This window comes from Streptomyces sp. NPDC055025 (genome assembly GCF_053608565.1).
The window spans coordinates 80,407-104,662 of record NZ_JBSGVS010000012.1 but is presented as its reverse complement, the minus strand read 5'-3'; the positions used below and the strand labels follow the sequence as shown (position 1 = coordinate 104,662).

General features: G+C 71.6%; 20 protein-coding genes. 14 read left to right on the top strand and 6 right to left on the bottom strand.

Annotated elements, in window-relative coordinates; translation table 11 throughout:
- Positions 1–65: 65 nt before the first annotated feature.
- The 8 genes from ACWGDX_RS10380 (at position 66) to ACWGDX_RS10345 (ending at position 8,943) form a co-directional block, all read left to right on the top strand.
- Positions 66–1,781 (top strand): hypothetical protein, encoded by a 1,716-nt coding sequence (locus tag ACWGDX_RS10380; RefSeq protein ID WP_453624137.1) that lies wholly within the window; start codon positions 66–68, stop codon positions 1,779–1,781.
- A 24-nt stretch (positions 1,782–1,805) separates the two neighbouring features.
- A complete protein-coding gene (locus ACWGDX_RS10375) occupies positions 1,806–2,498 on the top strand; it encodes a hypothetical protein (RefSeq protein ID WP_453624136.1) in 693 nt (230 codons plus the stop codon).
- Positions 2,499–2,507: 9 nt separating this feature from the next.
- Complete coding sequence (locus ACWGDX_RS10370) at positions 2,508–2,933, top strand: DUF3592 domain-containing protein (protein WP_453624134.1); 426 nt, start codon at positions 2,508–2,510, stop codon at positions 2,931–2,933.
- Positions 2,934–3,138: 205 nt separating this feature from the next.
- Complete coding sequence (locus tag ACWGDX_RS10365) at positions 3,139–3,582, top strand: hypothetical protein (protein WP_453624133.1); 444 nt, start codon at positions 3,139–3,141, stop codon at positions 3,580–3,582.
- A gap of 242 nt (positions 3,583–3,824) precedes the next feature.
- Complete coding sequence (locus tag ACWGDX_RS10360; RefSeq protein WP_453624131.1) at positions 3,825–5,078, top strand: helix-turn-helix domain-containing protein; 1,254 nt, start codon at positions 3,825–3,827, stop codon at positions 5,076–5,078.
- A 228-nt stretch (positions 5,079–5,306) separates the two neighbouring features.
- Positions 5,307–6,068, top strand: a complete 762-nt coding sequence (locus tag ACWGDX_RS10355; protein ID WP_453624129.1) for a DUF6415 family natural product biosynthesis protein — start codon at positions 5,307–5,309, stop codon at positions 6,066–6,068.
- A 235-nt stretch (positions 6,069–6,303) separates the two neighbouring features.
- Positions 6,304–6,705, top strand: a complete 402-nt coding sequence (locus ACWGDX_RS10350; protein WP_453624127.1) for a hypothetical protein — start codon at positions 6,304–6,306, stop codon at positions 6,703–6,705.
- 522 nt (positions 6,706–7,227) lie between these two features.
- Positions 7,228–8,943: a chitinase gene (locus ACWGDX_RS10345; protein WP_453624125.1), complete on the top strand. Its 1,716-nt coding sequence runs from the start codon at positions 7,228–7,230 to the stop codon at positions 8,941–8,943.
- Positions 8,944–9,149: 206 nt separating this feature from the next.
- Here the strand turns inward: ACWGDX_RS10345 and ACWGDX_RS10340 are convergent, their stop codons facing one another.
- Positions 9,150–10,589 carry an Nramp family divalent metal transporter gene (locus tag ACWGDX_RS10340; RefSeq protein WP_453624123.1) on the bottom strand — a complete coding sequence of 480 codons (1,440 nt, stop codon included), beginning with the start codon at positions 10,587–10,589 and terminating at the stop codon, positions 9,150–9,152.
- Positions 10,590–10,877: 288 nt separating this feature from the next.
- On the opposite strand from ACWGDX_RS10340, the gene ACWGDX_RS10335 reads away from it, so the two are divergent.
- Complete coding sequence (locus ACWGDX_RS10335; RefSeq protein WP_453624121.1) at positions 10,878–13,073, top strand: serine/threonine-protein kinase; 2,196 nt, start codon at positions 10,878–10,880, stop codon at positions 13,071–13,073.
- A gap of 48 nt (positions 13,074–13,121) precedes the next feature.
- Here the strand turns inward: ACWGDX_RS10335 and ACWGDX_RS10330 are convergent, their stop codons facing one another.
- From ACWGDX_RS10330 to ACWGDX_RS10315, 4 genes are all read right to left on the bottom strand, one after another.
- Entirely contained in the window at positions 13,122–14,594 is a 1,473-nt protein-coding gene (locus ACWGDX_RS10330) for a GntP family permease (RefSeq protein WP_363079979.1), read from the bottom strand.
- A 290-nt stretch (positions 14,595–14,884) separates the two neighbouring features.
- On the bottom strand, positions 14,885–15,295 hold the full coding sequence (locus ACWGDX_RS10325; protein ID WP_453624119.1) for a RidA family protein: 411 nt from the start codon (positions 15,293–15,295) through the stop codon (positions 14,885–14,887).
- 7 nt (positions 15,296–15,302) lie between these two features.
- On the bottom strand, positions 15,303–16,100 hold the full coding sequence (locus ACWGDX_RS10320; RefSeq protein ID WP_453624117.1) for an IclR family transcriptional regulator: 798 nt from the start codon (positions 16,098–16,100) through the stop codon (positions 15,303–15,305).
- Complete coding sequence (locus tag ACWGDX_RS10315) at positions 16,097–17,245, bottom strand: sugar kinase (RefSeq protein WP_453624115.1); 1,149 nt, start codon at positions 17,243–17,245, stop codon at positions 16,097–16,099. Before ACWGDX_RS10315 ends, ACWGDX_RS10320 begins: the two co-directional genes overlap by 4 nt.
- Positions 17,246–17,444: 199 nt before the next feature.
- Between ACWGDX_RS10315 and ACWGDX_RS10310 the strand changes: the two genes are divergently transcribed.
- Both ACWGDX_RS10310 and ACWGDX_RS10305 read left to right on the top strand, forming a co-directional pair.
- A complete protein-coding gene (locus ACWGDX_RS10310; RefSeq protein ID WP_453624113.1) occupies positions 17,445–18,785 on the top strand; it encodes an amino acid deaminase in 1,341 nt (446 codons plus the stop codon).
- A gap of 11 nt (positions 18,786–18,796) precedes the next feature.
- Positions 18,797–20,449, top strand: coding sequence for an N-acyl-D-amino-acid deacylase family protein (locus tag ACWGDX_RS10305; protein ID WP_453624111.1), 1,653 nt, complete (start codon positions 18,797–18,799; stop codon positions 20,447–20,449).
- Positions 20,450–20,517: 68 nt separating this feature from the next.
- Here ACWGDX_RS10305 and ACWGDX_RS10300 read toward each other — a convergent pair whose 3' ends face one another.
- A complete protein-coding gene (locus ACWGDX_RS10300; RefSeq protein ID WP_453624109.1) occupies positions 20,518–20,865 on the bottom strand; it encodes a DoxX family protein in 348 nt (115 codons plus the stop codon).
- Positions 20,866–21,078: 213 nt separating this feature from the next.
- On the opposite strand from ACWGDX_RS10300, the gene ACWGDX_RS10295 reads away from it, so the two are divergent.
- The 3 genes from ACWGDX_RS10295 (at position 21,079) to ACWGDX_RS10285 (ending at position 24,035) form a co-directional block, all read left to right on the top strand.
- Positions 21,079–21,933, top strand: a complete 855-nt coding sequence (locus ACWGDX_RS10295) for a helix-turn-helix domain-containing protein (protein ID WP_453624107.1) — start codon at positions 21,079–21,081, stop codon at positions 21,931–21,933.
- Between the two features lie 261 nt (positions 21,934–22,194).
- The gene (locus tag ACWGDX_RS10290) at positions 22,195–23,406 is read left to right on the top strand and encodes a pyridoxal phosphate-dependent aminotransferase (protein ID WP_453624105.1); all 1,212 of its coding nucleotides are present in this window, start codon (positions 22,195–22,197) and stop codon (positions 23,404–23,406) included.
- A gap of 140 nt (positions 23,407–23,546) precedes the next feature.
- Positions 23,547–24,035 (top strand): SCO4983 family protein, encoded by a 489-nt coding sequence (locus ACWGDX_RS10285; protein ID WP_453624103.1) that lies wholly within the window; start codon positions 23,547–23,549, stop codon positions 24,033–24,035.
- The last annotated feature ends 221 nt before the right edge of the window (positions 24,036–24,256 follow it).

Genomic DNA, 24,256 nt, shown 5'->3' with positions numbered 1-24,256 from the left:
GCTCCCATTCCGATTCCGCGTGCGAATGGCGCGCGGCGCCGAGGGGGACGGGACGGGGACGCCGGATGAGACGGGACGCGGAGCGAGGTCCGGGCATGGGCCGGGAACGGGGCCCGGTCGGGCTTCGGAATCAGCGCCGGGGCCCGCAGCCGGTCAACGGCGGGGCCCGGGTCCAGCGCCGGGACCAGCGCCCGGACGCGGGTCCGGGCTCAGCTCCGGGCTCGGCTCCGGACGCGGGGCGGGTGCCGTCCGCCCGCCGGGTGCGGGGCCGCGGACACGACCGGGGCGCCACGGCCACCGAGTATGTGGGCGTGATCGTGGTCGTCGCCGCCATCGCGGGCGCGATGGTCGGCACCGGTGTCGACGAGACCATCGCCGCCGAACTGCGCTGTCTGGTGTCCTTCGACGGGCCCTGCGGCAGGGGCGGTGACGGTACCGACGACAGCGCCCGGCCCAGGACCGACGCCGACTACGAGCCGCCGCTCTGCCAGATCTCCTCGGTCAGCGACAAGGCCGGCGCGAAGGCCAAGGTCCTCTTCATCGAGTGGGGCGAGGAGTACGGCTTCCAGCAGACGACCTTTCAGGCGAACACCGATGTGAACAAGGACGGCAAGGTCGATGTCAACGACCAGCAGGTGATGATGACCTTCACCGACGCCGCCTCCGTCGCCGCCAAGAAGGACTGGAAACCGGGCGCGAAGATCGGCAAGTTCGGCGCCGACAAGGTGGAGCTCGGTGCGGGGATCAAGGTCACCAACGGCGACACCTGGGTCTTCGACAGCGAGCAGGAGGCCGCCGCCTTCCGTGACGACATCGAGTCCCTGAAGACCTATGAGCTTGCCAACCGGAACAGCAACTCCCGTGGCGGAGGCCTCGGCAACAGCATCCTCTATCTCTTCGGCAAGGGCCCGATGGCCGAGGAGGAGAAGCTGCGCGACCGTATAGAGGAGAAGCTCGGCAACCGCCACATCAGCTACGGCAAGGTCGGCCTGGAGGCGAGCGCGGCCGGCGGGCTCAAACTGTCGGCGGGCGACGAGAAGAAGCTGAGCGGCACCCTCGGCGGCAACTTCAAGTTCTCCCCCGAGGTGACCTGGACGGACAACGACTTCAAGGGCACCAAGGCGTACACGTACAGCGCGGCCGTCGAGTACGGCGGCAAGCTCGGTTACGAGGCGGGGCCCCTGAGCGGCGAGTCCTCCGGCTCCACCACCCAGACCGGCACGATCACCGTCACCCACGACAAGAAGACCGGTGAGCTGCTGCGGATCGACATGACCCGCACGGTGGAGAAGGGCGCCGCCAAGGACGGCGCGAAGCTGGGCGGCGACAACGGCAGGAGCGGCGACGACAAGCGCGGCGGCAGCGGCGGTGCGAAGGGCGGCGACCAGAGCACCGGTATCCAGGTCGTCACCAACTCCGTCGTCATCCCGCCGGGCGGCGACGGCGACGAGCAGCGCCGGATCGCCCAGGAGTGGCTGGACGGCCATGGCGACAACGCCACGCCCTTCACCTACATGTTCGACGACCACGCGCCGACGAAGCGCCCGGGTGACGACGACCCGTTCGGGCAACTGCTCTTCGACGAGGGTCTCTCCAGCCGGACGACCTACACCGGCCGGACGGACGCGGCCGAGTACGGCTTCGAGCTGAACCTCGGGCTCAGCCTCGGCTTCTCGGTCTCGACCGAGAAGAAGGAGGAGACGCTCGACCGGGCCCAGTTCCTCGGGGCGCCCCATGGGGGCAGCCGCAGCTATCTCCCGTACAGCTACTGTGCGAACTGACCCGCCGGCGACAGGAGCACCCACGTGACGACCAGCACGATCAGCGAGAAGACGGCGGCGGTCCGACGGCGGTCCGGGACCGGGGCCGGGAGCGGGAGCGGGACCGGGACCGTGGCGGCCGGGAACGTGGCCGCCGGGAACATGGCCGCCGGGGCCATGGCGGCCGGGACCAGAGCCGTGGCGTCCGCCGCCGTATCCGTCGCCGCGTCCGTAGCCGTCCTGCTGACGGCCGGATGCGGTACGACGGACACGGACGCCGGCGCGGTCCCCGAGGGCTGGGACACACTCACGACGTCCTCGGTCACGGTCGCGTACCCGCCCGCCTTCGCCCCGCAGAGCGACACCGAGCGGAGCGAGTACAACGCGGCGGCGGCCACCCGCACCGAGGGCGGCGAGTCCGTCGGAATGATCACCGTCCAGCTCGACTTCACCAACGCCGACTCGGTGGAGGAGGCGGCGATCGGCGCGGAGGCGGGCATCGCTCTCGGCTCGACGCTCGGCAAGCAGCAGAAGATCGTGGTCACGGGCCCCGACGGCGAGGAGGAGGCCCGGCGCGTCAACTTCCGGTTTACGGAGAAGAACACCCGGTACCAGGGGGTGATCGTCGCGGGTCTCGACTCCGCCGAGAAGTCCTACGCGGTACGGATCGACGCGGCCACGGGAACGCTCGACAAGGGTGATCTGGACAAGATCATCGAGTCCATCACGGTCAAGTAAGGTGCGTTGATGGGGATTCCGGGTGGTGACTACGTCTTTTTCCTGGGCATGATTCTGCTGTTCGGGTGGCTGACGGCACATTACGCGCGACGGCTGGCGGCCGTGGGACGCGCGCTGCGGGCGGGCGGCCGGGCGGCCGGTGTCTGCATAAGGATCGAGAGCGAACCGTACAACCGCTCGGACGCGCGACGGTATGTCTTCTCCTTCCGCACCTCCGAGGACGGGCGCACGGTCGAGTTCGAGGATCTGGCGAGCGGCGCGGTGAAGGTGGGCAGCGAGGTCACGGTGGCGTACGACCCGGCCGCCCCGGAGCGCACCGCGACGGTCGCGGGGCGCGGGAGCTGGTCACCGGTGGCGCAGTACGGACTGCTGGTGGCGGGCTGCGGACTGGCGGCGGCCGGGTTCACGGCGGTGTTCCTGTTCACGGTGATCTGAGCCCCGGGACCGGCCGGTCCCGGGGCACGGCGGTACGGCGGCGGTACGGCGGCTCTTCCCCGCGCGGCGGCCCCGCGCACATGTCCGTGGCGCGGAAGCCGACGGTTCAGCGGCGGCCGGACCAGCGGCGGAAGTCCCCAGCACGGTACGGCGATTCGAGGCACGGAGTTTTGATGCACGGCGATCTGTTCGGAGGCGAGGGGCGATGACGCGGTACGACTACCCGGGGGCGCGCACCCAGCGGGACGAGGGCCCCGGAGCGCCGGTCTTCGCGCTCGTACGCGCCTGGGCGGCCGGCATCGTCGTCCTGGTCGCGACGGAGTACCTCCAGGCCACGCTGGTCAACGACCATCTCGCGTCCGAGGACACCCTGGAGACGTTCTTCGGCCGCCTGACGCTGATCCACCTCCCTAACGCGATATGCATAGCCCTGGCGACCTGGATCGCGGGCCGGGTCCACCACGAGCCGTACCGCGACGCCCGCTTCCAGCACGCCCTGGCGACCTTCACCGTCCCGGTCGCGGCCCAGGCCCTGAGCATGTCGATCCAGTGGCAGGACCTCGCCACGGAGGGCCTGCTGATGTCCAACGCGGTCCTGGTACTGGGCTGCGTAACGGGCTACGCGGCGGACCGCCTGACGGAGGACTGACGCCCCGCCGCGCGACGGGAAGCTTCACGGGAGCCGACGTGAGCGGGAGCCCGCGTGGACGGGGGCGCGCCGGTGGACCGGGCCCGGTCCGGGACGCGACCGCATGGGCGGCGACGTCAGCTGTGCCCCGGGCCCGCTCAGCCAGGCCTGCCGTCGGACCACGGCATTTGGTCCGCGGACACATGAAAACGAGCCTGCCCCTACCCTGAGATATGACTGGCCGCTCAGAGAGGGGCAAGGCCGTGCCATCTGAAGCTACCCCGGATCCATACGCCGACCCGATCGCGTTCGGGCAGAGACTCAAGATCCTCCGCACCCGCCGCGGCATGACCCGCGCACAACTCGGCGGTCTGGTGGGCGACAAGTCCGCCTCGTGGGTCCGTGCCATGGAAGAAGGCCGGCTTCAGACTCCCAAGCTGGCAACCTTCCTGCGCTTGGCGGAAGTGCTTCGTGTCCGGGATCTCTCCGAGCTCACCGGGGACCTGTCCGTACCTGTCGCTCTCTTCGCCGGTCCGGGTCACCCCCGCCTCGGTGCGGTCAAGGCGGCCGTCGACGCGTTTCCGCTCGCGACCGCACGCGAGGCGCCTTCGATCGTCCATATCCAGGCCCGCCTCGCGGGTGCCTGGAAAGCGCGGCACTCTTCCTCGCACCATCGGGAGGTCGTCGGCGCACTGCTGCCGGACCTGATCCGGGACGCCCAGCTTGCCGTACGCCAGGCCGGACATGCCGATGAACGCCGGGCCGCGCAGGCGGCACTCAGCGAGGTGTACAGCCTCAGCCAGTTCTTCGTGGCCTACCAGCCGGACGCCCCTCTGCTGTGGCGGATCGCCGAACGCGGCATGGTCGCCGCGCAGGAGTCAGAGGACCCGCACGCCATCGGTGTCGCCGCATGGCTCACCGCACAGGCCCACCGCGATTCGGGCCCGGGTCACTACGACGCGGCCGACGCCGTGAACGCGGAGGCGCTGGCCTATCTCCAGCCGCTCCTCCCGGACGCCTCGGACGAGGTCCTCGCCATCGCCGGAGCCCTGACCTTCGAGGCGGGATACACGGCCGCGCGCCGCCGTGAGACGGGCACGGCGTGGCGCTACTGGGACCGGGCCCGCGCCATGGCCAACCAGCTCCCGGCCGACTACTTCCACCCCGTCACGAGCTTCTCCCAGGCCATCATGGGCGCGCACGCCGTCACCGTGGCCGTCGAGCTGCACACCGGCGGTGAGTCGGTACGTCAGGCCACGAAGTCCGAGGCCACCTCGATCCCGTCCCGGCCGCGCCGCGCCCGCCACCGGATCGAGGAGGCACGCGGCTACCGGTTGGACGGACAGCCGGACGTCGCCCTCGAAACGCTGGCTCGCGCGCATGAGGCCGCCCCGGAAACGATCAAGTACAACGGCTACGCGAAGGCCATCGTCATCGAGGAGACCGAATCGAAGGTCCCGGCGCGGCGGCGGCGGGCCTCCGAACTCGCCGTCAAACTCGGGCTGTTGTCCGCCTGAACAAGGGCGCACAATCTGTGCGCCCGCTCCCCGCCGTGTGCTCCTACCGTCGTCGTCAGAGCTGAAGAACCACCGACGACAAGGATGTCCGTGCATGCCGAAACCGAGGCTGCGCTGCCTGAACCGCGGCACGCAGACAGGGTCCACGGTCGGCGCGCGCGTCCCTGTGACAGCCCCGGCGGCCGTCCCCACGGCCCCGGCGGCGCCCGACGCGCGAGGAGCGTACCCATGCCTGAACCAAGGATCGGCCCCACGGACTCGGAAGCCGGACCCCGGCCGCTCGACCTCACCACCATGGGCGACGCGGCGCGGCGCGTGGTCGGCTCGGGAGCCCGGGGACCGAAGGAGGGCCTGGAGGCGGCCACGCTCCTGATGCGTGGCTATCTGGGGCTGCTGATCCCGGAGTTGGAGGGTCGGTTCGGTCAGCTCGGCGATGCCGCCAGGGGACCCGCCGAAGCGGGCATCGGGGAGGCCCGGCGGCGCTTGGGCGCCGGGCCCGGTCCACTCGGGCCGGGGCGTCACGCGTACAACCTGGCGCGGTCCGTGATCGCTCTGTGCACTCATCTGGGCCACGCCCAGGAGCGCGGTGACGCGCGGTGCGTGGAGTCGTGGACGCCGCCGAACGGGACGACGGTCGAGATGGTGCCCGCCGGGCGTTTCTGGGACGCCGTACGCGTGCGTTCCCATATCGGCGAGCGCGTGATCGAGCGCCTCGGCAAGGGCGGCGGTGCGGTCGTCGAGGACTGGAAGGGCGCGGTCTTCTACTGGCTCGTACCGCCGGGCACCACCGACGCGTGGGACCTTCCCCCATCGGTGGTGCTGCCCTTGGGCATCGCCACATTCGTCGCGGTGCCGCCCGTGAGCTGCACGGGTGAGGAGAAGCACCTGCGCTGGATCGTGCCGCTGACCGCGACGTGCTACCTGACGGATCCCGAGCTGCTGCACGACGCGCTCACCACGGAGCTCTCCGCGACGGGCGGTTCGCGCTGAGATCTCTCCCGCTTCCGGCCGGGGCGCGGGCGACTCCGCCCGGCTCCCCCTGCCCGGAGACGTACTCGCCCACACTCGGCATCTGCCCAGGCCCCGGCGTCCCCGGTCCGCGACGCACCCGTGGCGGGTGTCCGCGGCCTCCCCGAGATCCGTTCATATGAACTTCATGACCTCCCGCCCCGGCCGTCGCGTCACGCCTAGACTGACCCGGCCGCCACGGAAGGAATGATCACAAATGCGCCCCGCCCGGTTCCAGGACTTCACCCTCGATCTTGCCAAGAACAGCCCCGGCGTGACCCGCGTCCAGACGCTCGCGGATACGGGAGACACCAAGTACGCCTTCGGACTGGCGATCACGACCGGGGACGGTGAAGCGCGGTGGCAGATCATGGGCCAGCTCGCGGAGGGAGAGAAGCACGAACACGCCGATGTTCCCGTCAACGGTGACCCCGCTCAGGGAGTGGCGGACCCGGCGCCCGGCGATCACGAAGGATGGCTCGCCGCGGCCATCGCACGGGCGGAGTCCCCGGAGATCGCGGACATCGAGCGCTGGTCGACCCGTCCTGGTCAGGGGAACAGCCGCGGCCTGACGATCGCGTTCCACAACGGGGCGCGCGCTTTCGTCCGGCAGCTCTAGGGCGTGTTGGAGGTGCGTCACCTGTCAGCACCGCCTAGCAAGGAGGACTGATATGGCACCACGATTGGATCCCGGCCGGTGCGAGGGCACCTGCCCCTCATGTGGACAGACGGTCGGCTCGCCCCCGGGACAGCCGACCACGGGACACCAGAAGCCCCACCCGAGCAGGGAGACCTGCCCCGGCGGCACCACAACAGCAGCACTGATCTGACCCGGGCCCCGGCCGCGTTCGCGACCGGGGCTCTTCCCTGTCATGCCCGCCCGTCCTGCGGGCGGACCGCCGTGCCGCCTCCGGGACAGCCGTCCCGCGGGTTCGGCATCCGCGCAGGTCCCGGCGTTCCCGGTGTGCGGCGGTTCCGTGGTGGGCGGTCGTGGGCCTCGTGGTGGGGGGTGGTTCCTTGTATACGACCTTCTGCCAGAGGTCTTGACAAGTTGATTGGTCTGGACCACCTTTACGCCCGACGGTGGCCACCGTTCCCCCTCTCAGTACCTCCATCCCCGAACCCCCAGCGGAGGCAGCAAGTGGAACGTGCACCAGACGGCAGAGGTCGCATACGTACCTGGATCGGCGGGGCGGTGGCCGTGCTGGCGGCCGGAGCGCTGAGTGTGACCGGGCTCTCCGGGAGCGCGCAGGCCGCCGACATCAATGTCGCCAAGAACGCCGGCTACGAGTCCGGGCTCGCCAACTGGACCTGTTCCGCGGGCAGCGGGGCCACGGTCGGCTCGCCCGTGCACGGCGGCGCCGCCGCGCTCAGGGCCACGCCCGCGGGCCAGGACAACGCCAAGTGCGCCCAGGCCGTCGCCGTGCAGCCCAACTCGACGTACACGCTGAGCGCGTGGGTCCAGGGCGGGTATGTGTATCTCGGCGCCGAGGGGACCGGTACGACCGATGTGTCGACCTGGACCCCGGACAGCTCCGGCTGGAAGCAGCTCACGACCACCTTCAGGACCGGTGCCTCCACCCGGTCGGTGACCGTCTACACCCACGGGTGGTACGGCCAGACCCCCTACTACGCCGACGATCTCTCCGTCTTCGGCCCCGACGGCGGCGGAGGCACCGACCCCGGGCCGCAGATCCCCGCCGCGCCCAGCGGTCTCGCCGTCGGCTCCGTGACCTCGTCGTCCGTGACGCTCAACTGGAGCGGGGTGTCAGGGGCGACCGGATACAACGTCTACCGGTCCGGTACGAAGGTCCAGTCGGCGACCGGCACCTCCTCGACCGTGACCGGCCTGGCCGCGAACACCTCGTACGACTTCCAGGTGACCGCGACCAACGCGGCCGGTGAGTCCGCCCGCTCCGCCACCGTCAGCGGCAGGACCGCGCAGGGCGGCGGCAACCCGCCCGGCAACCCCTCGGTGCCGAAGCACGCGCTGACCGGCTACTGGCAGAACTTCAACAACGGCGCGACCGTCCAGAAGCTCCGTGACGTCCAGTCGCAGTACGACATCATCGCGGTGTCGTTCGCCGACGCGACGACCACGCCCGGCCGGATCACCTTCAATCTCGACCCGGCCGTCGGATACGCCTCGGTGGCCGACTTCAAGGCGGACATCGCCGCGAAGAAGTCCGCGGGCAAGTCGGTGATCATCTCGGTCGGCGGTGAGAAGGGCAATGTCACCATCAACAGTGACGCCTCCGCGACCGCCTTCGCCGACAGCACCTACGCGCTGATGCAGGAGTACGGCTTCAGCGGGGTCGACATCGACCTCGAACACGGCATCAACTCCACCTATCTGACCAAGGCCCTGCGGCAGCTCTCCGCGAAGGCCGGCAGCGGACTGGTGCTGACGATGGCGCCGCAGACCATCGACATGCAGTCGACGTCGGGCGAGTACTTCAAGACGGCGCTGAACGTGAAGGACATCCTCACCGTCGTCAACATGCAGTACTACAACAGCGGTTCGATGCTCGGCTGCGACGGCAAGGTCTACTCCCAGGGCTCGGTGGACTTCCTCACCGCCCTCGCCTGCATCCAGCTCGAAGGCGGCCTCGACCCGTCACAGGTCGGTCTCGGAGTGCCCGCCTCCACGCGGGGCGCGGGCAGCGGCTATGTCGACCCGTCCATCGTGAAGAACGCGCTGGACTGCCTCGCCAGGGGCACCAACTGCGGTTCCTTCAAGCCCTCCAGGACCTACCCCGGCATCCGTGGCGCCATGACCTGGTCCACCAACTGGGACGCCACGGCGGGCAACGCCTGGTCCAACGCGGTCGGCCCGCACGTCCACGGCCTGCCGTAGGGCGTTCCGGAAGTCCCGCCGGTCCCACCGGCACCGCACCGCACCGCACCGCACCGCACAGCACAGCACCGTACCGGCAGTGCCGCCGCTCCCCCGGTGGCACTGCCAGCACCCCCCAAGCCCCCCACAGGGCCGGCAGCGCCGTCGAACCCCACCCCGACGGCGCTGCCGTGTGTGCGGCCCCGGACCGCCGCGTGGCGCGGTGACTACCAGGGGAGATCCCCCACCTGCCGCACACACAGCACCACGAACAGCAGCCCGCCCGCCGCGAGCATCACATTGCTCAGCACACCGTTGCGCCATTCGGATGGCGTACGCGAGGAGTTGAGCAGCCAGACCAGGGTGAGCGCCAGGAACGGCATGAAGAAGGCGCCGAGCACTCCGTAGACCACCACCAGACCGAACGGCTCGTCGAGGAAGAGCAGTGAGATCGGCGGGAAGGTCAGCCAGAGCAGATACGCGCGGAACATGAACGAACGCTCCCGCGCGCCGGACGCGACCATGTCCACCGCGTCCTCCCGGTCCACGCCCTTCCGGTCCCGGACGAACCGGTCGACGAAGTCGGCGAACATCAGGCTCACACCGTGCCACACGCCCATGAGCGCCCCGAAGGACGTGGCGAAGAAGCCGACCAGGAAGAGCTTCGCCGTGACCACGCCGAAGCGGTCCTCCAGTACGGTCCCGAGATCGATCAGGCCCCGGTCGCCCGAGGTGAGGGCGATCTGGGAGGAGTGCAGCAGCTCGGCTCCGATGATCAGCATGGCGACGACGAAGAGGCCGGTGGTGAGGTAGGCGACGCGGTTGTCGAGCCGCATCACCTTCATCCAGCCGGAGTTGGTCCAGCCCTTGGCGTTCACCCAGTACCCGTAGGCGGCCATGGTGATGGTGCCGCCGACGCCGCCGATCAGACCGAGCGTGTAGAAGAGCGAGCCGTCCGGCAGAACCGGCACAAGACCGGCGACGGCCTCCCCGAGATCCGGTGCGACGCGGACCGCGACATACATGACGACGAGGAACTTCATCCCGATCAGGACCGTCATGGCCTTCTCGAAGACGGCGTACCGGTTGAACCAGACGAAGACCAGGCCGGCCAGCCCCGTGACGACCGCCCAGGTCTTGAGCCCGGGGCCGTCGGGGAAGAGCGCCACGATCGGCAGGGCGCTGGAGGACATGGCCGTGGCGCCGTAGACGAAGCCCCAGACGACGACGTAGACCGCGAAGTAGACGGTGGTCCAGTTGCCCAGGCTGCGCCAGCCGTCGAAGAGCGTACGGCCGGTGGCGAGATGCCAGCGGCCCGCCGCCTCGGCGAGGGAGATCTTCACGACACAGCCGATGACCGCCGCCCACAGCAGGGTGTAGCCGAACTCGCTGCCCGCGATGAGCGTCGCGACCAGATCGCCCGCGCCGACCCCGGTCGCCGCGACGACGATCCCGGGGCCGATATACCGCCAGCTCGACTTGCGCGGCCGGGAGACGGCCGCACCGGCCTCACCGACCCCGGCCCCGGCAACCGCGTCGGCCCCGGCTCCCGTACCCGCCCCGGTTCCGGCCCCGGCACCCGTCGTGCCCGTCGTGCCCGCGCTGTCCGTCACGCCCGTCGCATCCGCACTGTCCGTCGCGCCCGTACTTTCCGTACTGTCCGCCATGCGTAACGTCGCCTCTCACTCGACCCCCCTCATGTGACCCACGTCACCAAAGCGGAGGGCCGGTGATCGCGCAAGACCGCGTCGGGTCCGCGTCGGGTCCGGCGGGGGACACATCAGGTCCCGCCTCCCTCCCCAGGATGTTGACGCGGCTGCGGTGGCGGACGAGCATTCCTGGTGGATTCCGGATCCGGTGGATTCCATGGCCGTGGCGGGAACGGGGTGTCTCCGCCAGGCGTGTTATCCACCGCGCACCGGAATCGACGGGGGATCTGCGGGGGGAGTTTTGGCATGTCCGGGGTGAAGATCGAGCGGCTGGGTGCGGACGACCCGACGGCTCTGGGCCCGTACCGGATCATCGGCAGGCTGGGTTCGGGCGGAATGGGCCGGATCTATCTGGCCCGCACCGGCCCACGGCTGGTGGCGGTCAAGACGCTGCTCGCCGAGGGGATCGTCAGCGATGTCGACCGGCGCCGGTTCGCCCGTGAGGTGGCCGTGGCCCAGCGGGTCGACAGCGGCTACACGGCGCGGGTCCTGGACGCCGACGCCGACGCGGCCCGGCCCTGGATGGCCATCCAGTACATCGCCGCGCCGTCGCTCGCCGAGCTGGTACGGACGGCCGGGCAGCCACCGGCCTCGGCGGTGCGCTGGGTGGGGGCGGGGGTGGCGGCGGCGCTGGTCGCGCTGCACGGCGCGGGCATCGTCCACCGTGACATCAAACCGCCGAACGTACTGCTCCCGCTGAACGGTCCGCGCGTCATCGACTTCGGGATCTCCCACGCCAGCGATCTCACCCGCACCAGCCTCACACTCGGCACGATCGCCTTCACCTCCCCCGAGCAGGCCAGGGGCGAGCCGTCCACGGCGGCCTCCGACATCTACTCGCTGGGCGCGACCCTCTTCCATCTCGCGGTCGGCCGGCCGCCGTACGCCCATGACGGCGACACGCTCGGGCTGCTGGCCCGGGTGGCCAGGGGCGAGCTGGAACTGAGCGGACTGCCGCGCGAACTCGACCAGCTCATCCGCCCCTGTCTGGCGGCGGACCCGGGCGCCCGGCCCCGGCCGGCGGACGTCCTCGCGCAGTTCAAGGCCGCTCTGGTCGGGCTGCCTGTGTCGGACAGCGGCAAGCGGTGGCTGCCGCCGCGCTGGACGGCGCTGATCGAGGCGTACGACCAGCAGGCGCGGAGGCTGCGGGAGGGCGGGCCGGGGGCGGGGGCGGGGTCGGGCGTGGGTCCCGACGATCCGACGGCGGACCAGCGGACGCACGGGGTACGGGAACCGGCCCCGACGCGCGAGTACACCCAGGCCCGCGACGGGGCGGAGGCGGCGGCGAAGGCGGCAGCGGAGCGGGAGAGAGCCGAGAAGGAGCAGGCCGAGAAGGAGCGGGCCGAGAAGGAGCGGGAGCGCGCCGCCCGCGAACACGACCGCGCGGAACGGGAACGGGCCGAGCGCCGCGCCCAACGGGAGCGCTCGGCCCGCGAGCTGGCCGAGATACAGGCCAGACAGGTACGCGCGGCACGCGGCCGGATCGAGCGGGAACAGGCGGAACGGGAGCAGGCGGCACGGGACAAGGCAGGGCAGGACCAGGCAGCGGGGCAGGACGCCGGGGCCGACGGCCGGTCACGGGCGGGATCGGCCGGCGGACCGGGCTCCGCGGGACAGCGCTCCCCCGGGCAGGGCTCGCCCCGGCAGGGCTCCACCGGCCACGGCTCCACCGGCCAGGGCTCACCCGCCGGATCACGCCCGGCGGGCAGACAGCGTCCCTCCGCCGGAGCGGCCCGGTCGGCGCCCGCCGCCACGCCGCCCGCGACGGCCCCCGCCAAGAAGTCCTCCGGCGGCGGTGTGTTCCTCCTCGTCATGGCCTTCGTCGTGATCTTCATCTGGCGCCCCTGGGAGGCGGACACCACCAGCACCTCGTCCTCCGGCGGCTCGTCGTCGAGCGGCGGGAGTTCCTACGACGGCGGCTCCTCCTACGCCAGTGACACCCCCTCGGCGCCCGCCCCGAGCGCCGTCGACCTCGCCTTCCGTGCCGTACGGACCGGGGAGTGCCTCAGCTCGCACGACGACGGGTTCGGACGCTGGAGCGACACCGTGCCGAAGCGGGTCGGCTGCTCGGCGCCCGAGGCGTACAACCATGTCGACCGGGCCGTCTCGGACTCGACGGGTTCGGACTGCGACGGCGGCGACGACCAGCAGACCTGGGCGAACCGGGGCGACGACGGGGTGACCACCACGCTCTGCGTCTCCCGCAGATACGCCCCGGGCCAGTGCTTCATCGCCGAGAAGAACGGCGACCGTGTCGGCGCCGGCCGCCTCCAGGCCGTATGGAACTGCGGCGCCGACACGGTGCCCAAGGGCTACGCGTACATCATGCAGATCACCGGCTACTACGGGATGCCGACGGACGGCAGTGATCCCAACTGCCCCGAGTACTGGTGGGAGGTGGACGACGACGAGAACTACGTCTGCGCCGAGGTCACGTCCTGAGCCCGGCAGGCACCGGTCCGGAGAGCGAGCGGGACGACGGACACCCTTCTAGATCACCAGGCTCAGCAGCGCCGCCACGACGAAGCCCGCCACCGACAGGACCGTCTCCAGCACCGTCCAGGACTTCAGGGTGTCGCGCTCCGAGATGCCGAAGTACTTGGCGACCATCCAGAAGCCGCCGTCGTTGACGTGCGAGGCGAAGATGGAGCCCGCCGAGATCGCCATGATGATCAGGGCGAGATGCGCCTGCGAGAAGCCCTGGCCCTCGACCAGCGGGACGACGATGCCCGCGGTGGTGACGATCGCGACCGTCGCGGAGCCCTGCGCCACCCGCAGGACGACGGAGATCAGCCAGGCCAGCAGGATGACCGGCAGACCGACGTCGTTGAAGGTGTCGGCGAGGGCGTCCGCGATACCGCTGCCCTTGAGGACCGCGCCGAAGACCCCGCCCGCGCCGACGACCAGCAGGATGTTGCCGACCGGCTTGAGGGAGGAGGTGGAGACCCTCTCCAGCGAGGCACGTGACCAGCCCCGGCGGATGCCCAGCAGGTAGTACGCCAGCAGCAGCGCGATCGTCAGCGCCACGAACGGGTGGCCGAAGAACTCGATCACCGAGCGCCCGGTCGACGGGTCCAGGGCGATGGACGAGAAGGTCGCGAGCAGGATCAGGACCAGCGGGGTGCCGATGATCGCGAGTACGGTCCCGAGCGCGACGGGCCGCTCGCTCGGGGTGACCCCGGAGGCCCGCTGCTCGGCGGCGACCGCGGCCTTGGCCTCCGCCGCGGCCTCGACCATGTCCTGCGGCACCTCGACGAACAGCCGCTTGCCGATCCACGCGGCGTAGACCCACGCGGCGAGCACGGCCGGGACGCCGACGACGACACCCATCAGGATGACCCAGCCCAGATCCACCCCGAAGAGTCCGGCCGCGGCGACGGGACCCGGGTGCGGCGGCAGAAAGGCATGGGTCATCGACAGACCGGCGAGCAGCGGCATCGCGTACAGCAGGACCGACTTGCCCGAGCGCCTGGCGGCGGCGTACACGATCGGCGCGAGGACGAAGATGCCGACGTCGAAGAAGACCGGGACACCGAAGACGACACCGGTGACGCCCATGGCGAGCGGCGCGCGCTTCTCGCCGAAGAGACGGAGCAGCCGGGCGCTCAGCACCTCGGCGCCACCGGACACTTCGAGGATCGCGCCGAGCATGGTGCCCAGACCGATGATGATCGCGACATGGCCGAGGATGCCGCCCATCCCCGTCTCGATCATGGAGACGGCGGCGGACTTCTGGACCGTGCCGAAGAGTTCGGTGACGGAGAGACCGGCGGCGAGGCCGACGGCTATGGAGACACCGAGGAGGGCCACGAAGGGCTGGAGCCTGACCTTGATGATCAGGAGGAGCAGGAGGGCGATACCGAGGGCGGCGACGGTCAGCAGACCGGCGGTGCCGTCGATCAGGAGCAGCAGACCACCGGTGTGGGGCGGTGTCTCGGGTGGGGCGTCGGCGGCCAGGAGCATGGGGGGACCTCTGTTCAGGGGGGTTCTGGGGGTTCGGGAAGCGCGGGGGGTTCCGGGGATTCAGGGGGGTCCGGGGATACAAGGGCATACGGCGAGGGCGTGGCGATGGGGGGCGGGGCAGGGGGGATCGCGGTACGGCGCCGCGGGGGCGGTCGCCGTACCGGGTCGGTTTCCGGCTCTCCGGCTCTCCGGATCTCTGGGGCTCTGGGGCTCCGGGTCTCGGGTGGGCTTCGAGGGCTCGCGGACTTCGGGAGCCGGGGGGCGGGGGGCGGGGGGCGGGGGGCGGTGGCTCAGCCGAGGACGGCGAGCGCGTCGATCTCGATCAACAGCCCCTTGGGCAGGCCCACATAGACCGTCGTCCGCGCGGCGGGGGCCTCCTTCAGCCCCTGCTCCTCGAAGTACGCGTTGTAGATCGCGTTCATCTCGGCGAAGTGGTCCACGTCGGTGAGATAGACGCGCATCATCATGACGTCGTCCCAGCTCGCGCCGCCCTCCTCCAGGATCGCCCGGACATTGGCGAACGTCTGGAGGGTCTGCTCACGCAGGGTCGGTCCCGCGACCGCGGGCGCCTGCCCCTCGACGGCGGGCAGGAAACCGACCTGGCCCGCGACCTGGAGGATGTTCCCCTTGCGGACGCCGTGCGAGAACTTCGCCGGCGGGGCGGTGTGGGTGGCGGGCGTGAGGGCGGTCTTCTCGGTCATGTGGCACTCATCCTTCGGGCGTGTCCGTGACGGGGGTGGTGTGGAGCGGGGTCGTGCTGATGGGGGCGCTGCCGGAGTACTCCCGGCTGATGGCGTCCGCGGTACGGCGTACCAGCGGCAGCAGGGTGAGGAGTTCCTCGGCGGTGACCACGACGTTCGGCGCGGAGACCGACATGGCGGCGACGGCCCGGCCGTCCGTACCGCGGACCGGGGCGCCGACGCAGTTGATGGACTCCTCGTGGCCGCCGAGATCGGTGGCCCAGCCCTGTTCGCGCACGGTCGCCAGCTCCTTGAGGAAGGCGGCGGCGTTCGGCGTCGAACGGGACGTGTAGGCGGGGTAGTCGAGCTTCTCCGCGACGGCGCGGCGCTCGGGCTCGGGAAGGTCGGCGAGCAGGAGCTTGGCCACGGCGGCGACGGTGATCGCGACGGGCTTGCCGATCCGTGAGTACATACGGACGGGGTAGCGGCTCTCGACCTTGTCGATGTAGAGGACCTCGTTCTCCTCGTACACGGCGAGATGGACGGTGTGCCCGATCTCCTCGTTGAGCGCGGTGAGATGGGGGTGCGCGATCTCGCGTACGTCCAGGTTCTCCACGGCCTCCTGCGCGAGCGCGAAGAGACGGGCGCCGAGGCGGTAGCGCTGGTCCTGCTGGCGGTGGACGAGCCCGTGCTCGTGGAGCGTACGGAGCAGCCGCAGCGCGGTGGACTTGTGCACACCGAGCCGGTCCGCGACCTGTCCGAGATCGGCGGGTCCCTGGGCGAGCAGCGGAAGGATGCTCAGCGCGCGGTCGACGGTCTGGCTCATGGGGTACGTACCTCCTGCTCCGTGGCCTCCGTCCAGCCGGGGCCGAGACGAAGTCTCCCCCACGCCCGCGCGTCGAGGCCCGCGAGCCGGTCGGCGTCCGCCCGCGCGGGCGGCGCCCCGAGATCGCCGGGCACGGTGAGGGCGGCGGCGGCCATGAGATGCCCGTGGCGCAGCCGCGCGGCGGCGGGCAGGCCGCGCAGGGTCGCGGAGAGGAATCCGGCGGCGAAGGCGTCCCCGGCCCCGACGGGCGCGACGACATCGACGCGGAGGGCGGGCACGGAGACGACGGTGTCGCGCCCGTACGCCGAGTCGCGCCCGTACGCCGCCGCGTCGTGCCCGTACGCCGAGTCGTGCCCGTACGCCGACGGGGCGGCCGGGGCGGGCGGGGCGCCCGTGGTGCCGAGGGGCGTCGTCGTCTCCGGCTCGCGTGTGTAGACCGTCGCCCCCGCCGCGCCGCGTTTGACCACCAGCGTCCGCGGTTCGGGCAGCGCGGCGCGGATCGCCTCCGCGCCGTGCAGGTCCCAGGCCGCCGCGGCCTCGTCCTCGCCGACGAACACCAGGTCGGCGCCGCGCGCGAGGTCCAGCAGCACACGGACGCCGGAGGGGTCGCGCCACAGGTTCGGGCGGTGGTTGACGTCGAAGGAGACCAGCGGGCGCCCGGGGGCCCGCGCGGTCAGCGCGCGCATCAGCGCCAGGCAGTCGTCCGAGAGCGCGGCGGTGATACCGGACAGATGCAGCAGTGCCCCCGACCGGAGGTCCTCGGGCGCCATGTTGTCCGGCGACATCGCGGAGGCGGCGGAACCCGCGCGGTAGTAGACGACCTCGTGCGCGTCGGTGGCGCGGTCCGTCGCCGTACGGAAGTAGATACCGGTAGGCCGGTGCGGGTCGCGGCGCACGCCCGAGGTGTCGACCCCGTACGCGGCGACCGACCGTACGAGATGGTCGCCGAAGCCGTCGGCACCGACCCGGCTGACCCAGCGCACCCGGTGCCCGGCCGCCGCCAGCACGCAGGCGACATTGGACTCGGCGCCGCCGATCGTACGGTCGAAGGACGGGACGTCCGCGAGCGGGCCGGGCCGCGAGGGCAGGAAGGTGACCATGGACTCACCGAGACAGACGACCTCCGCGTCCGCGGTTCCGGTCACGCTGGGACTCCTCGCCGCTCGTGATGTTCGATGAGGTCACCATTGACCCGCTGTCGCTCGGATGTTAGACAGCGGTGAGCGTTACACGCAATGGTCATTGCAAGTATTGCAACGACACTGCCGAAACAAACCGCTGGAACCACCGCAACCGCTGGAATCACCGCAACCGCCGCAACCGCTGAAGCAAGGGGAGGCTCCCATGGCCGCCGACGGACGTACCGACGAGCGCCTCGACCGGCGACCCGGCCGGGGGCTCGGCGACGAGCGCGTCGACCACCGCTTCAAGGGCCTCCCCCCGGACGCCGAGGGTCTCACCGTCGCCGCGCTCGCCGCCGAGCGCCGCTCCCTCTTCAGCGGCGGCTTCACCACCCCCGTCCTCGCCCTCTCCGCCGAGTCGGTCGAGCACAATCTCGCCCTCCTGGAGTCCTACTCCGCGCGCCACGGCCTGGCCTTCGCCCCGCACGGCAAGACCTCCATGTCACCGCAGCTCTTCGCGCGCCAGCTCGACCACGGCGCCTGGGGCATCACCGCCGCCGTGCCGCACCAGGTGCGCGTCTACCGCGCGTTCGGCATCCGGCGGATCTTCCTCGCCAACGAGCTGGTCGACGCGGCGGCGCTGCGCTGGCTCGCCGCCGAGCTGGACCGGGACCCCGCCTTCCGGTTCCTCTGCTACGTCGACTCCGTACGCGGTGTCGAGCTGATGGACGAGGCGCTGAGCGCGGCGGGCGCGGTCCGGCCCGTGGAGGTCGTCGTCGAGCTGGGCGCGGGCGAGGGCGCCCGTACCGGAGCCCGTACGGAGGCGGAGTGCGCCGCGGTCGCCGACGCGGTGGCGGCGGTGACGACCCTGCGGCTCGTCGGCGTCGCCGGTTACGAGGGCGAGGTCCCCGCGGCCGACGGTGACTCCGTGCGCGCCTGGCTGCGCCGGCTCGTCGCCCTGGCGGCCGGCTTCGACAAGGCCGGCCGCTTCGCCGTCCCGGCGCCGGACGCGGGCACGAGCGGCGCTCCCGGCGGCGAGATCGTCATCAGCGCGGGCGGCAGCGCCTGGTTCGACGCGGTCGCGGACGTCTTCGCGGAGATCCCCCCGCTCTCCCGTCCCGTGCTGAAGCTGCTGCGCTCGGGCGCGTACGTCTCGCACGACGACGGCCACTACCGCCATCTCACCCCCTTCAACCGGGTCCCCGAGGAAGGCTCCCTCCAGCCCGCCTTCCGGCTCTGGGCCCAGGTCGTCTCCCGCCCCTCCCCCGGCCAGGCCTTCGTCAACGCGGGCAAGCGGGACGCGGCGTACGACCTGGACCTGCCCGAGGCCCAGGTCGTACGGGACGGGCGCACCGGCGCGATCCGCCCGGCTGCCGGTGTCACGGTGACGGGCCTGTCCGACCAGCACGGCTGGCTGAGCACCACGCCCGAGGCGGAGCTGGAGGTCGGCGACTGGGTCGGGATGGGGCTGTCCCATCCGTGCACCTCGTTCGACAAGTGGCAGCTCATCCCGCTCGTGGAGGCCGACGGCACGGTCACGGACCTCATCCGTACGTTCTTCTGAGAGGGCCCGTCATGGATCTCGTTCTGCGGGACGCGCAGGTCATCGACGGCACGGGCGGCCCCTCGTACCGCGCGGACGTGGGCATCACCGGCGGCCGTGTCGCCGCGATACACCGGGAGTCCGGGGGCGGGGGCCGTCCCACCGGCGCCCGGGTCCTCGACGCCGGGGGACTCGCCCTCTCCCCCGGCTTCATCGACATGCACGCGCACAGCGATCTGGCGCTGCTGCGCGACCCCGACCACTCGGCGAAGGCCGCGCAGGGCGTGACCCTCGAAGTGATCGGCCAGGACGGCCTGTCGTACGCGCCGGTCGACGACACGGCCCTCGCGCAGGTGCGGCGGGCGATCTCCGGGTGGAACGGCGGCGCGCCGGAGGACACCAGCGTCGACTTCGACTGGCGCACGGTCGGCGAGTATCTGGACCGGCTCGACCACGGCTTCGGCGGCCGGGGCATCGCGGTCAACGCCGCGTATCTGATCCCGCAGGGCACGGTCCGTATGCACGCGGTCGGCTGGGACGACCGGCCCGCGACCGACGCCGAACTCACCCGGATGAAGCGGCTGGTGGCCGAGTCCATGGAGCAGGGCGCGGTCGGGATGTCCTCCGGGCTGACCTACACACCCGGGATGTACGCGGACGACGCCGAACTGACCGAGCTGTGCCGGGTGGTGGCGGAGTACGACGGCTACTACTGCCCGCACCACCGGTCCTACGGCTCCGGGGCGCTCCAGGCGTACGAGGAGATGGTGACGCTCACCCGCCACGCGGGCTGCGCCCTCCATCTCGCCCACGCCACCATGAACTTCGGGGTGAACGAGGGGAAGGCGCCCGAGCTGCTCGCGCTGCTCGACCGGGCGCTGGACTCGGGCGCGGACATCTCCCTGGACACCTATCCCTACACCCCCGGCTGCACCACGCTGGTGGCGATGCTGCCGAGCTGGGCGGGCGAGGGCGGTCCCGACACGGTCCTGGAGCGGCTGCGGGACGACTCCGCCGCCGAGAGGATCCGCCACCATCTGGAGGTGGTGGGCTCCGACGGCTGCCACGGTGTGCCCATCGAGTGGGACACGATCGAGATCTCCGGCGTCTCGGCGCCGGGACTCGCGGACCATGTCGGCCGTACGGTCGAGGAGTCGGCGCGGGCGCGCGGTGAGGCGCCCTGGACCACGGCCCGCCGGCTTCTGATCGACGACCGGTTGGGCCCGACGATCCTCCAGCACGTGGGGCACGAGGAGAACGTCCGCGCGATCATGCGGCACCGCGTCCACACGGGCGGCAGCGACGGCATCCTCCAGGGCGCCAAGCCGCATCCGCGGGCCTACGGCACGTTCCCCGAGTATCTGGGCCGGTACGCGCGTGATCTGGGCGTGCTGTCACTGGAGGAGTGCGTGTCCCACCTCACCGCCCGCCCCGCCGCCCGTCTGCGCCTCCCCGACCGCGGTCTGGTCCGCGAGGGCTACCGCGCCGATCTGGTCCTCTTCGACCCGGAGACGGTCGCGGCGGGCTCCACCTTCGCGTCCCCGCGCGTACTGCCGGTGGGCATCCCGTACGTACTGATCGACGGGCGCTTCGTGATCGAGGACGGCCGCCGCACGGACGTCCTGGCGGGCCGGTCCGTACGACGGTCGCGCCGAGGGTACGTGCCGCCCGCGCGGTCGCGCTGAGCGCCACGCCCGGCGGGGGAGGCGTCGCTCAGGCCGGGGAGGCGTCGCTCAGGCCGAGGCGGTGCTGCTCAGGCCGAGGCCAGGCGCAGGACAAGGGCCGCCGCGGCCAGCAGGAGGAGGACGACGGCCGGGGCGATCTCGTAGTCCTTCACACGGAGATGCGCGAGGGTGGCGCCGATGAAGTAGAGGACCACACCGATCGCGGCGGCCACGCCGAGTGCCGGGACCCAGAGACCGATCACGAGGCCCACCGCGCCCGCCGCCTTGAGCGTGGCGAGGCGTGGCAACCAGGAGTCCGGGACGCCCACCTTGGACATCGAACCGACGACCGACTCGTTCCGGGTGAAGGTGGCGAAGGCGGAGGCCGTCAGGACGGCGGCGAGCAGAATGCCGACTACGGCGTAGGCGATGAACACGGATGACCCCTCGGACGGTGTGCGTACGGCGTGTGAAGAACCGCGGGAAGACCGCGGGAACACCACGGGAAACAAAAGGAGGTCCACTGATCGAGGGCCCCCGCCCAACGTGCCGGAATCCGCGGCTCCCAGGAACACCGGGCCGAGGCTAGTAGTGACAGGGCTATGATCCGCCGGCTCCCGGCGCGGAGCCCGGCCGGTACATTGCCTTCCGTGAGCGACAACGAGCTGGGCATGTTCCTGCGCGCCCGCCGCGAGTCCGTCACCCCCGCCGAGGTCGGGCTCCCGGACAGCGGCCGGCGCCGTACGCCCGGCCTGCGCCGCTCCGAGCTGGCCACGCTCGCCGGTATCAGCGTCGAGTACCTCGCCCGGCTCGAACAGGGCCGGGACCGTCATCCCTCCGCGCAGGTGCTCACCGTGCTCGCGAACGCCCTGCGGCTCACCGACGAGGAGCGCTTCGCCCTGCTGCGCCAGGTCAAGGCGAACAGCGACACGCTCAAGCTCTGCCCGGGGGCGGGCCGCCCGCCGGCCAGGACCGTACGCCCCACCCTGCGCGCGGTGCTCGAACGGCTGGAGCCCACCCCCGCGGTCCTGCTGAACCGGCTGACCGAGGTGCTCGCCTTCACCCGCGGTTACGAGCTGCTCGTCGGCCCGCTGGGTCTGCTGGACGCCTCCGCGCCCAGTCTCGTCCGGTATCTGCTCACCGATCCGCGGGCCCGTACCGCGCACCCGGACTGGTCCCGCGCCGCCGATGAGCAGATCGGCCGGCTGAAGACCGACTCCGTCCCCGACGACCCGCATCTCGCGGCGCTCGTCGAGGAGCTGACGCTCGGCGTGGGCACGCCGTTCACGGAGCGCTGGGCCGCCGCCCCCCGGATGCCCGCGAACCTCAGCGCCTGGCGCCTCGTCCACCCCGGCGCGGGCGAGCTGCGGCTGCTCGACGAGACGCTCGAACTGCCGGAGGCCGAGGGCCAGCGGCTGCTGATCCATCTCCCGGCCGACGAGGCGACGTCCACGGCGCTCGACGCCCTCACCGGCCGCCGCCCCGGCGCGCTGCGCGCGGTCTGAACCGCCGGCACGGCTGAACCACCCGCACGGCTGAAACCGGCCCCTCCGGCGCCCGCCCGCGCCCGCCCGCGCCCGTCCGGCGATCGAGGACGAACGATCCGGTACGCCCGGAACGCCGTCACCGCGCCCGCGCGCCGGACCGCACACTTCCGCGTCCCCCGCCCGCCGTACTGCGCCGCCCGGCCCCCAACCCCGCCCCGACCGGCTGACGTGTCCCAAAACACGACGCGGGCTCCGTTACGCCGCCGTAAGCTCGCGGACATGCAGGTCATCCAGTCGACGAAGCTCGCAAACGTCTGTTACGAGATCCGGGGCCCCGTCCTCGACGAGGCGATGCGGCTGGAGGCGGCGGGCCAGCGCATCCTCAAGCTCAACACCGGCAACCCGGCCGCCTTCGGCTTCGAGTGCCCGCCCGAGATCCTGGAGGACGTACTCCGCAATCTCGGGGACGCCCACGGCTACGGGGACGCGAAGGGGCTGCTCTCCGCCAGGCGCGCGGTGATGCAGCACTACCAGACCAAGGGCATCGAGCTGGACGTCGAGGACATCTACCTCGGCAACGGCGTCTCCGAGCTGATCCAGATGTCGATGCAGGCGCTGCTCGACGACGGCGACGAGGTGCTCGTACCGGCGCCGGACTATCCGCTGTGGACGGCGGCGGTCTCCCTCGCGGGCGGCACGGCCGTGCACTACCGCTGCGACGAGCAGTCCGAGTGGATGCCGGACCTCGCCGACATCGAGCGGAAGATCACCGACCGCACCAAGGCGCTCGTGATCATCAACCCGAACAATCCGACGGGCGCGGTATACGGCGAGGAGATGCTCACGGCGCTCACGGAGATCGCCCGCCGCCACCATCTCGTCGTCTGCTCCGACGAGATCTACGACCGGATCCTCTACGACGGCGCCACGCACACCCCGACCGCCGCCGTCGCCCCGGATCTGCTCACGCTGACCTTCAACGGGCTCTCCAAGAACTACCGGGTGGCCGGTTTCCGCTCCGGCTGGCTGGCGGTCTGCGGGCCCAAGGCGCACGCGGCCTCGTACATCGAGGGTCTGACGATCCTGGCCAATATGCGGCTGTGCGCCAATATGCCGTCGCAGCACGCGGTGGCCACGGCGCTGGGCGGCCGGCAGTCCATCCGGGATCTGGTCCTGCCGGGCGGGCGGATCCTGGAGCAGCGGAACACCGCGTACGAGCTGCTCACCTCGATCCCGGGGGTGACCTGCGTCAAGCCCAAGGGCGCGCTCTATCTCTTCCCGCGGCTCGATCCCAAGGTCTTCAAGATCAAGGACGACCGGCAGATGGTGCTGGATCTGCTGCGGGCCGAGAAGATCATGGTCGTGCACGGTACGGGGTTCAACTGGCCGGAGCCGGACCACTTCCGGATCGTGACCCTGCCCGCCGTACAGGATCTGACGGACGCGGTGACCCGGATCGGGACCTTCCTGGACGGCTACTCGCAGCCGTAGACGCGACGGGCGCCCGCCGTATCGCCCGCATCGCCCGCGCGAAGGTTCCGGACTGTGCGCGAGAAGGGTCCGGACTCCGCTCAACTTTAGACTCGATCCAAGGTAGGATGGTCTCCTGACGATGCCAGGAGGCCATCCTCATGTATGAGCCGATCCGCGCCAAGTCGGTCCACACCCTGGCCGCTGACGCCGATTTCCCCCACCGCACCCGCGAGGAAGAGCTGAACATCCAGCTCGCCGGACATCTCTCCGCCCTGCTCGCCGTCACCGACGAGCTGGGCCTCGAAGAGCCCGGCGCGAGCATCGCCGGGCAGATCACCAGACTCCGCGGCACCCCGCCGGTCCGGCACGCGGCGCTCGCCGACGCCGACCCGGCGGCGCTGCACCGTCGCGCCCTGGCCCTCGCGGGCCGCGCGCTCGTCGTCGCCGCCTCGCGCGCCGACACCGCCGCGGCGATCCTGTCCGCCGAGCGGATGGACGCGCACACCGCCGCGCTGGCCGAGCCGCCCGCCCCGGCCGCGGCCTCGACCCCGGCTCCCGCCCCGGTCCCCGCCTCGGCCGCGGCCGCTACCGCCGACCCGGCCCCGGCCCCGGCCCCGGAGGACCAGCGTCTGGTCGGCGCCCACTGACGGCCCCGGTCCCGCGGGCCGCGGAGGCGCGCGGACCGGGTGCCCCTCACCGCCGGCGGGCGCGTACCACGGCGCCGCCCGGCGGCCCTCGTAGACCGACGCCCGACGCGCCGTCGGCCGCGGTCGCTATGACCGCTGTGAACCTTCCGTTCCGGTTCCTTACCGGGATGGGTACTTCACCCCGCGTACACCCAACTCCCCCCGGAATGTGGGTCTCCGCG

Excerpts from the sequence above, each read along its gene's own strand:
- ACWGDX_RS10330 (WP_363079979.1), bottom strand. The coding sequence starts at position 14,594 with ATGCTCCTGGCCGCCGACGCCCCACCCGAGACACCGCCCCACACCGGT.
- ACWGDX_RS10365 (WP_453624133.1), top strand. The coding sequence starts at position 3,139 with ATGACGCGGTACGACTACCCGGGGGCGCGCACCCAGCGGGACGAGGGC.
- ACWGDX_RS10350 (WP_453624127.1), top strand. The coding sequence starts at position 6,304 with ATGCGCCCCGCCCGGTTCCAGGACTTCACCCTCGATCTTGCCAAGAAC.
- ACWGDX_RS10370 (WP_453624134.1), top strand. The coding sequence starts at position 2,508 with ATGGGGATTCCGGGTGGTGACTACGTCTTTTTCCTGGGCATGATTCTG.
- ACWGDX_RS10325 (WP_453624119.1), bottom strand. The coding sequence starts at position 15,295 with ATGACCGAGAAGACCGCCCTCACGCCCGCCACCCACACCGCCCCGCCG.
- ACWGDX_RS10320 (WP_453624117.1), bottom strand. The coding sequence starts at position 16,100 with ATGAGCCAGACCGTCGACCGCGCGCTGAGCATCCTTCCGCTGCTCGCC.
- ACWGDX_RS10340 (WP_453624123.1), bottom strand. The coding sequence starts at position 10,589 with ATGGCGGACAGTACGGAAAGTACGGGCGCGACGGACAGTGCGGATGCG.
- ACWGDX_RS10285 (WP_453624103.1), top strand. The coding sequence starts at position 23,547 with ATGTATGAGCCGATCCGCGCCAAGTCGGTCCACACCCTGGCCGCTGAC.
- ACWGDX_RS10305 (WP_453624111.1), top strand. The coding sequence starts at position 18,797 with ATGGATCTCGTTCTGCGGGACGCGCAGGTCATCGACGGCACGGGCGGC.
- ACWGDX_RS10355 (WP_453624129.1), top strand. The coding sequence starts at position 5,307 with ATGCCTGAACCAAGGATCGGCCCCACGGACTCGGAAGCCGGACCCCGG.
- ACWGDX_RS10335 (WP_453624121.1), top strand. The coding sequence starts at position 10,878 with ATGTCCGGGGTGAAGATCGAGCGGCTGGGTGCGGACGACCCGACGGCT.
- ACWGDX_RS10290 (WP_453624105.1), top strand. The coding sequence starts at position 22,195 with ATGCAGGTCATCCAGTCGACGAAGCTCGCAAACGTCTGTTACGAGATC.
- ACWGDX_RS10310 (WP_453624113.1), top strand. The coding sequence starts at position 17,445 with ATGGCCGCCGACGGACGTACCGACGAGCGCCTCGACCGGCGACCCGGC.
- ACWGDX_RS10380 (WP_453624137.1), top strand. The coding sequence starts at position 66 with ATGAGACGGGACGCGGAGCGAGGTCCGGGCATGGGCCGGGAACGGGGC.